Source organism: uncultured Marivita sp. (assembly GCF_947488135.1).
GTDB lineage: Bacteria > Pseudomonadota > Alphaproteobacteria > Rhodobacterales > Rhodobacteraceae > Marivita.
The window spans coordinates 1,432,025-1,440,605 of sequence record NZ_CANKYW010000001.1; the positions used below are offsets into that span (position 1 = coordinate 1,432,025).

An 8,581-nucleotide genomic window follows, 5' to 3' on the forward strand; every position below is an offset into this window, starting at 1 on the left:
TTAAAATGCCGTGAAAATGGTGCGTGAAATCACGCACCCTACGTCGCTGCACCATCCCCCCATGACCTCCCCCCAAACCCATGCTACACCGCCCTCCAAACCACCACCAAAGGGCACTCCCATGGCCAAGACCCCAACCGGCAAGACCCCAGACGGCAAGAACACCTCCGGGCGCGGGCAGCGTGACCTCAAGGTCAAGGTCAAGTCCGCCCGGGGCCGCAAGCTGTCCTCGACCCGTTGGCTCCAGCGGCAGTTGAACGACCCGTACGTCAAGCGCGCCCATGCCGAAGGCTACCGGGGCCGCGCCGCCTACAAGATTCTCGAGCTTGACGAAAAATACCGCTTCCTCGTCCCCGGCGCCCGCGTTGTCGATCTTGGCTGCGCACCCGGCGGCTGGTGCCAGGTCGCCGTCAAGCGGGTGAACGCCCTGGCCGAGCGACCCGGCAAAAAGGTGGGCACCGTGTTGGGCATCGACCTGCAAGAGGTCGAACCCATCGCAGGCGCCGAGATTTACCAGCTCGATTTTCTGGAGGATGATGCCGACGAAAAGGTAAAGGAATGGTTGGGCGGCCGCGCGGATGTGGTGATGTCGGACATGGCGGCCGCCAGTTCCGGCCACAAACAGACCGACCACCTGCGCATCATCCACCTCTGCGAGACCGCCGCCTATTTCGCCTTCGACGTTCTCGAAGAGGGCGGCACCTTCGTCGCCAAGGTCCTCGCCGGCGGGGCAGAGGGCGAGTTGCAGAAGCTCCTCAAGCAGCGCTTCACCAAGGTCGTGAACGTCAAACCCCCGGCCTCCAGATCCGACAGTTCCGAGAAATTCGTCGTCGCGACCGGCTTCAAGGGCTGACCGTACGGAGCAACCGTACGATTGGGGGTCTACCGTACGGATGACTTGTAAGGTTGGGCCGTACGAAGCGAACGGATCGCTCGTTCCCGCAGCGCCATCGCCACATCCGCCCGCAGCGTGTCCGCCACCTCTCCGGCGTCCTTCAACAACGCCTGCACGTCGCTTTGCCGATGCAATTCGAACAACCGATGCAGGCGCGCAGGCCCCGCCCCAAGATCAGGATAATGTCGCATAAAGCCTCCCCAGGCGGTCTGACACAAAAGCCTTTTATCCCAGTAATACGGCCGTTTTATGCCCGTCAGAGGGCGTTTTCCCCGTGTCCGGAAACGTCGCCAAGGGTCGCAAAAGTCATTGCACTCAAACCGTTTGGCACCCAGTCTGCTGGAAAACGCAGGGGGACAAACATGCCACTCACCATGACCCAGGAGGTCTTCATCACCTGCGCCGTAACCGGCTCGGGCGGAACCCAGGACCGAAGCCCCCACGTCCCCAGATCCCCCAAGGAGATCGCCGACAGCGCCATCGCCACCGCCAAGGCAGGCGCGGCCATCGTGCATTGCCACGTGCGGGACCCGGAGACAGGCGCGCCGTCGCGAAAAATCGAATATTATCGGGAGGTTACGGACAGAATCCGCGACGCCGAAGTGGACGTGGTTCTGAACCTGACCGCAGGCATGGGCGGCGATATCACCTTCGGATCGCCCGAAAAACCGCTGCCCGTGAACCCCGAAGGCACCGATATGGTCGGTGCTCAGGAACGGGTGGCCCACATCGCCGAATGCCTGCCCGAGATCTGCACGCTCGACTGCGGCACGATGAACTTCGCCGAAGCCGATTACGTCATGACCAACACCCCCGGCATGCTCCGCGCCATGGGCCGGATGATGACCGACCTCGGCGTGAAGCCCGAGATCGAGGCTTTCGACACCGGCCACCTCTGGTTCGCCAAGGAGTTGGTGAAAGAGGGCATTCTCGACGATCCCGCTTTGGTGCAGCTCTGCATGGGCGTCCCCTGGGGCGCGCCAAACGATCTCAATACCTTCATGGCCATGGTGAACAACGTGCCCGACCACTGGACCTTCAGCGCGTTCTCACTCGGCCGCAACCAGATGGCCTACGCCGCCGCCGCCGTGCTGGCAGGCGGTCACGTGCGGGTTGGCCTCGAGGACAATCTCTGGCTCGAGAAAGGCGTTCTGGCCACCAACGCGCAGCTGGTCGAACGGGCGGTCGGCATTGTGGAACGCATGGGGGCCAGCGTGATGGGGCCGCAGGCGGTGCGCGACAAGCTTGGCCTGACCAAGCGCGCGCCGAGGGGCTGAGACATGGCGGTGATCCTTTGCTACGGAGACAGCAACACCCACGGCACCAAACCCCTCACGCAATTGGGCGCGTTCGAGCGGCATGATCCCGGCGATCGCTGGCCCGATGTCATGGCGGCGGCGTTGGGGCCGGACCACATTGTCCTTTCGGAAGGCTTGCCGGGACGAACGACCGTTCATGACGATCCGGTCGAAGGCGGGATGCGCAACGGCCTGACCGTGCTGCCCGCGATCCTGCACAGCCACGCGCCGATCGACCTGATGATCCTGATGCTCGGGACCAATGACCTCAAGAACCGGTTTTCGGTGACGGCGTTCGAGATTGCCCGGTCGCTGGAGCGGTTGATCCTTGCCACGCGGGCCGAGGGCGTTGTGCCGGACATCCTGTTGGTCGCACCGGTCCCGGTCCGGGAGGCGGGGGTTCTGGCGGACGTCTTCGCGGGCGCAGAGACGCGTCAGGAAGGGCTGTCAGAGCAAATCGCTGCGGCGGCCGCGCGGCAGGGCTGTGGCTTTGCAAATGCCGGCGCGGTGGTCGAGGTCTCTGACGTGGACGGTGTCCATTGGGAGGCGGCGGCGCATCACGCGTTCGGATCGGTTCTGGCCCGTGCGGTGCAGGAGCGTTTGGCATGACCGGGACTGCGGCGATCGTTGGCGGCGGCGTGATCGGCGGCGGCTGGGCCGCGCGGTTTGCACTTATGGGGTGGGAGGTAAGTGTCTTCGACCCGGACCCCGAGGCCGAACGCAAGATCGGCGAAGTGATGTCCAACGCGGCGCGGGTCCTGCCGATGCTTTACGAGGCCCCGATGCACGCGCGCGGCGCGATCACCCTCGTCGGATCGTTGGACGAGGCCGTGACCGGGGCAGACTGGGTGCAGGAAAGCGTGCCGGAACGGCTCGACGTCAAGCACAAGGTGATCGCGCAAATCCAGGCGGCCTGTCCCGAACGCGCGGTGTTGGCTTCGTCCACCTCGGGGTTCAAGCCGTCCGAATTGCAGCAGGGCGCCGCGCGCCCCGGCCAGATCGTCGTCGCGCATCCGTTCAACCCGGTTTACCTTCTTCCCTTGGTAGAACTGGTGCCAAGTGCCGCGACAGACGACTCAATTATCACGCGCGCCAAGGAGATCCTGACCGCCATCGGCATGTACCCCCTGCATGTCCGCGCCGAGATCGACGCCCATATCGCCGACCGCTTCCTTGAGGCCGTCTGGCGCGAGGCGCTCTGGCTGGTCAAGGATGGCATCGCCACCACCGAGGAGATCGACAATGCCATCCGCTATGGCTTTGGCCTGCGCTGGGCGCAGATGGGCCTCTTCGAGACCTATCGCGTGGCGGGCGGTGAAGCTGGGATGCGGCATTTCATGGCGCAGTTCGGGCCGTGCCTGCAATGGCCATGGACCAAGTTGACCGATGTGCCGGAGTTCACGGATGAGTTGGTGGACCTGATCGCGGGCCAGTCCGACGCGCAGTCCGGCCATATGGGCATCCGCGATCTGGAACGGCTGCGCGACGACAACCTTGTCGCCATCCTGCGCGCGCTGAAACAACAGGGCGCGGCGGCGGGCAAGCTGATCCTCGACCATGACTCCAGCTTGCGTGGGCCGTTGGGGGACGGGGTGCCCTTGGTGACGGTGCGGCGTGTGGTGCCGGTGGATTGGACCGATGTGAACAGACACATGAACGAAGGCCGCTACGGGCAGCTTTTCTCGGACGCGTCCGAAGAACTGATGACCCATGTCGGGGCCGACCGGGACTATATCGCGGCGGGCAACAGCTATTTCACCGCAGAGACATCGGTGAAGTACCTCAACGAAACACACGCGGGGGAGGACATCTACGTAACCACGCGTGTGACGCTTGGCGAGGGCAAGAAGCTGCGGCTTTGGCACGAGATGCATCGCGCGTCGGACGACGCGCTGTTGGCAACCTGCGACCAGTTCCTGCTGCATGTGTCGCTGGAGACGCGTCGGTCCTGTCCGCCGTTGCCACAGGTCGCAGAAGTGGTGGAAAAGCTTGCGGCGGTCCATGCGGAGGGCACGCGATGAATTTCGGATTGAATGATGAGCAGGAGATGATCGTCTCGACTGTGCGCAACTTCGTCGAACGCGAGATCTATCCCCACGAGATACAGGTGGAACGCACCGGCGAGGTGCCGCACGAAGTGGCGCAGGAAATCAAGCGCAAGGTGATCGACCTGGGCTTCTATGCCTGTAATTTCCCCGAAGAGGTCGGCGGTGCGGGGCTAAGCCATCTCGATTTCGCGCTGGTCGAACGGGAGTTGGGGCGCGGGTCAATGGCGCTCACGCATTTCTTCGGACGGCCGCAGTACATCCTGATGGCCTGCGAAGGCGATCAACGCGACCGTTACCTGCTGCCCGCCGTGCGCGGAGAGCGGATGGATGCGCTGGCCATGACCGAACCCGAGGCCGGATCGGACGTGCGTGGCATGTCCTGCACCGCGCGTCGCGAAGGCGGCGATTGGGTGGTGAACGGCACCAAGCATTTCATCTCGGGTGCCGATCACGCGGATTTCTTCATCGTCTTCGTGGCGACAGGCGTCGATGAGACCCCGAAAGGGCCGAAGAAGCGCATCACCTGTTTTCTGGTGGATCGCGGGCATCCGGGCTTCATCGTGCGCGACGGATACAGGTCGGTGAGCCACCGCGGCTACAAGAACTGCATCCTGGAATTCGACGACTGCCTCTTGCCTGACGCGCAGGTGCTGGGCGCAGTCGATGGTGGCTTCGAGGTGATGAACACATGGCTCTACGCCACGAGGATCACTGTCGCGACCATGAGCGTCGGTCGAGCGCGGCGGGTGTTCGATCACGCGTTGACCTACGCCGCCGAGCGCAAGCAATTCGGCCAGCAGATCGGCAAGTTTCAGGGCGTGAGCTTCCAGATCGCCGACATGATCACCGAAATCGACGCGGCGGATTGGCTGACCCTGTCAGCCGCGTGGCGGCTGGATCAGGGCCTGCCCGCAAACCGCGAGATTGCCAGCGCCAAGCTTTACGCGACCGAGATGCTGGCGCGGGTCTGCGATGCGACGCTGCAAATCCACGGTGGGATGGGGCTGATGGACGATTATCCCATCGAACGCTTCTGGCGTGATGCGCGGGTGGAACGGATCTGGGACGGCACATCCGAGATCCAGCGCCATATCATCAGCCGCGATCTGCTGCGTCCATTAGGGGCCTGACCTGTGCTTCTTCGGGCTTCAAATACCTTGTTGCGCCGATGGGCGTCCCGCGCAATGATCAGGATGCCGCGTTCGGGCCGAGCCGGGCATTTTTCGTTGGCGGAAAATCAACGATGCGTCGACGCATCGTGACGCGCAACCTGGCACGGTTGTTCACCCCGGGCTCCATCGCGGTGATCGGTGGCGGGGCATGGTGCCGGTCAGTCATGGTATCGCTCTCGAAAATCGGCTTTGACGGCCCGGTCTGGCATGTCCATCCGACAGCCAATCACGCCATACGCTCGATCTCGGACCTGCCGGATGCGCCCGATGCCTGCTTTATCGGCGTCAACCGCGCTTCGACCATCGACGCCCTGCGCGCATTGAACGCCAAGGGCGCGGGCGGTGCGGTCTGCTTCGCCAGCGGCTTTGCCGAAACCGGGGACGGGGCAGACCTCAATGCGGCATTGCTGGCGGCGGCGGGCGACATGGCGATTGTTGGCCCGAATTGCTATGGCTTCGTGAACGCATTGGACCGCGTGGCGCTGTGGCCGGATGTGCATGGGTTGATCCCGGTCGAACGTGGCGTGGCGATCCTGACGCAAAGCTCCAACATCGCGCTGAACCTGTCGATGCAGACGCGCGGCCTGCCCATCGCGTTTTTGGGAACGGCGGGCAATCAGGCCCAGATCGGGTTGACCGAGATTGCCCGCCACCTTCTGGGCGATCCGCGCATCACGGCGCTGGGGCTGCATATCGAAGGGGTGGGGGACCTCCATGCGTTTCGGGCTCTCATGCAGGAGGCGCATCGTCTCGGCAAGCCGGTGATCGCATTGAAGTCCGGACGATCCGAGGCGGCGCAAGTCGCGGCGATCTCTCATACCGCGTCACTCGCCGGGTCCGATGCCGGCGCAAGCGCGCTTTTCGACAGGTTGGGTGTGCTCAGGGTCAGGTCGCTTGATGCCTTGATCGAAGCGCTGAAGCACGCGCATCTTTTTGGGTCAGTCGAGCCGGGTCCGATCGCATCGCTATCTTGCTCGGGTGGAGAGGCCAGCCTGATGGCTGACGGCGGCGAGGTGAGGGGTTTGACCTTTGCTCCGTTGACCGAGAAACAGGACAGCGCCTTGGCCAAGGTGCTTGGGCCGATGGTCGCCCGGTCCAATCCGCTCGACTACCACACTTTCATTTGGAACGACGCTGACCGCATGGCCCAGGTCTATGCGATCATGGCGGACGGAGCCGCTGCGCTGACGGTGGTCGTGGTGGACATGCCCAGAGCGGATCGCTGCGACACGGATGCCTGGGACTGCGTCGAGATCGCGGCGCGCTGCGCGCGAGAGCGCATCGGCAAGCCCATCGCGCTGCTGTCGTCGTTGGCGGAAACCTTGCCGGAAGAGATGACGACACGGCTCATGTCTGACGGGATTCTGCCCGTGAACGGGATGGAGGCGGGATTGGACGCGCTTGCGACGATTTACGGTCGCGCCACTACACATGATGCGGACCGCCGCTTGGTCTTACCGCGCATCGTCGGCGACGTCCGGTTCCGCGATGAAGCAGACGCCAAAACTGAGCTGGCCGCATTCGGGCTGGATGTCCCGCGCCATGCGCTTGCAGCCTCACCGGATGACGCAGGGCGCCAGGCGATCCCTCTGCTGCCGGTCGTTCTGAAAGCGCGCGGGCTGGCGCATAAGTCCGAGAGCGGTGGCGTCATTCTCGACTTGCGCAGCGAACATGATGTGGTCACAGCCGCGAAAACGCTTGGCTGCGACCAGTTCTATCTGGAAGAAATGGTGACGGACGGGATCGTCGAGCTGCTGGTCGGGGTTCTTGCCGACCCGGCGCATGGCTACGTCCTGACCCTTGGGGCCGGGGGAGTGCTGACCGAGCTGTGGCAGGACACCCAGCATCTTCTGCTGCCCGCAACCGCCGAAGAGATCGACGCCGCTATGAATTGTCTACGCACCGCGCCGCTCCTCCGGGGCTATCGCGGCAAGGACGCGGTTCCGCGCGAGACGGTGATTGCAGCGATCCTGAAGGTGCAGGACTACGTGATTGCGAAGGGCGGGCGCATCGTCGAAGTTGAAATCAATCCGTTGATTGTGACACCCACGCGTGCGGTCGTCGCGGACGCCTTTATTCGGGAGGGAGCCTGATGGACTCACCACTGCATGTCGAAACCCAAGGCCATGTCTTGGTGGTGACGCTGAACCGACCGAAGGCCAACGCCATCGACCTTCTCACAAGCCGCGCGATGGGCGAGGTGTTCGCGGCGTTCCGCGATGACGAGACTCTGCGTGTCGCGATCATAACGGGGGCAGGGGACAAGTTCTTCTGCCCGGGCTGGGATCTCAAGGCTGCGGCCGACGGTGACGCGGTCGATGGCGATTATGGAGTCGGTGGCTTTGGCGGTTTGCAGCAATTGCCGAACCTCAACAAACCGGTGATCGCGGCGGTGAATGGCATTTGTTGCGGCGGGGGGCTCGAACTCGCGTTGAGCGCAGACATTATCCTCGCGGCTGATCACGCTACCTTCGCGCTTCCCGAAATCCGGTCCGGCACGGTCGCCGACGCGGCGAGCGTCAAGCTGCCGAAACGCATTCCCTACCACATCGCGATGGAGATGCTTCTGACGGGGCGATGGCTCGACGCGGAAGAAGCCGCGCGCTGGGGCTTCGTGAATCATGTCTATCCCGCAGGCGATCTGGCATCCGAAGCGATGAAACTTGCAGAGACCCTCGCGTCAGGTCCGCCGCTTGTCTACGCGGCCATCAAGGAAATCTTGCGAGAGGCGGAGGACACGGCCTTTCAGGAGATGATGACCCGTATCACAACCCGTCAGCTGAAGACTGTCGATGTGCTCTACGACTCGGAAGACCAGATCGAAGGCGCAAAAGCCTTCGCCGAAAAACGCGATCCGGTGTGGAAGGGGCGGTGACTCGCGTTGAGTCTCGCGGTTTACCCAGGGGCATATGTGGGTAAGCTTGTGGATAAGCGGCTAGGAGCGTCACAGGACATAGATGGGCGGAGGGCAGGGCGCGGGGAATTCGAGAAAATACTCTGGAAAAATGTTTTTGAACAATGGGTTACAAGAAAATTCCAGATTTCTGCGATTTTCCTGAAATTTCTGCTTGCGGTCCTGCGGCCCCGACTCTAAATACCCCTTCACCGGCGGCGCTGAGGCGACACGGCGGGACATCAGACGGTGCGCGTGACGCAGACGAGGTGGAT

General features: G+C 63.2%; 9 protein-coding genes. 7 read left to right on the plus strand and 2 right to left on the minus strand.

The window, feature by feature from the left end; translation table 11 throughout:
- Positions 1 to 121: 121 nt before the first annotated feature.
- Positions 122 to 853, plus strand: coding sequence for an RlmE family RNA methyltransferase (locus tag Q1B16_RS07120; RefSeq protein WP_299785922.1), 732 nt, complete (start codon positions 122 to 124; stop codon positions 851 to 853).
- Between the two features lie 29 nt (positions 854 to 882).
- Here the strand turns inward: Q1B16_RS07120 and Q1B16_RS07125 are convergent, their stop codons facing one another.
- A complete protein-coding gene (locus tag Q1B16_RS07125) occupies positions 883 to 1,086 on the minus strand; it encodes a hypothetical protein (protein ID WP_299785924.1) in 204 nt (67 codons plus the stop codon).
- 171 nt (positions 1,087 to 1,257) lie between these two features.
- Here Q1B16_RS07125 and Q1B16_RS07130 point away from each other — a divergent pair, with 171 nt between their 5' ends.
- The 6 genes from Q1B16_RS07130 (at position 1,258) to Q1B16_RS07155 (ending at position 8,288) form a co-directional block, all read left to right on the plus strand.
- Positions 1,258 to 2,172 (plus strand): 3-keto-5-aminohexanoate cleavage protein, encoded by a 915-nt coding sequence (locus tag Q1B16_RS07130; RefSeq protein ID WP_299785926.1) that lies wholly within the window; start codon positions 1,258 to 1,260, stop codon positions 2,170 to 2,172.
- Positions 2,173 to 2,175: 3 nt separating this feature from the next.
- Entirely contained in the window at positions 2,176 to 2,802 is a 627-nt protein-coding gene (locus tag Q1B16_RS07135; protein ID WP_299785928.1) for an SGNH/GDSL hydrolase family protein, read from the plus strand.
- Positions 2,799 to 4,214, plus strand: coding sequence for a carnitine 3-dehydrogenase (locus Q1B16_RS07140; RefSeq protein WP_299785930.1), 1,416 nt, complete (start codon positions 2,799 to 2,801; stop codon positions 4,212 to 4,214). Before Q1B16_RS07135 ends, Q1B16_RS07140 begins: the two co-directional genes overlap by 4 nt.
- Positions 4,211 to 5,371 carry an acyl-CoA dehydrogenase family protein gene (locus Q1B16_RS07145; RefSeq protein ID WP_299785932.1) on the plus strand — a complete coding sequence of 387 codons (1,161 nt, stop codon included), beginning with the start codon at positions 4,211 to 4,213 and terminating at the stop codon, positions 5,369 to 5,371. Before Q1B16_RS07140 ends, Q1B16_RS07145 begins: the two co-directional genes overlap by 4 nt.
- Before the next feature lie 113 nt (positions 5,372 to 5,484).
- Positions 5,485 to 7,506, plus strand: a complete 2,022-nt coding sequence (locus Q1B16_RS07150; protein ID WP_299785934.1) for an acetate--CoA ligase family protein — start codon at positions 5,485 to 5,487, stop codon at positions 7,504 to 7,506.
- Positions 7,506 to 8,288 (plus strand): carnitinyl-CoA dehydratase, encoded by a 783-nt coding sequence (locus tag Q1B16_RS07155; protein ID WP_299785936.1) that lies wholly within the window; start codon positions 7,506 to 7,508, stop codon positions 8,286 to 8,288. Before Q1B16_RS07150 ends, Q1B16_RS07155 begins: the two co-directional genes overlap by 1 nt.
- A 69-nt stretch (positions 8,289 to 8,357) precedes the next feature.
- Here Q1B16_RS07155 and Q1B16_RS07160 read toward each other — a convergent pair.
- A partial coding sequence (locus Q1B16_RS07160; protein WP_299785938.1) for a hypothetical protein occupies positions 8,358 to 8,581 on the minus strand: 224 nt, incomplete at its 5' end.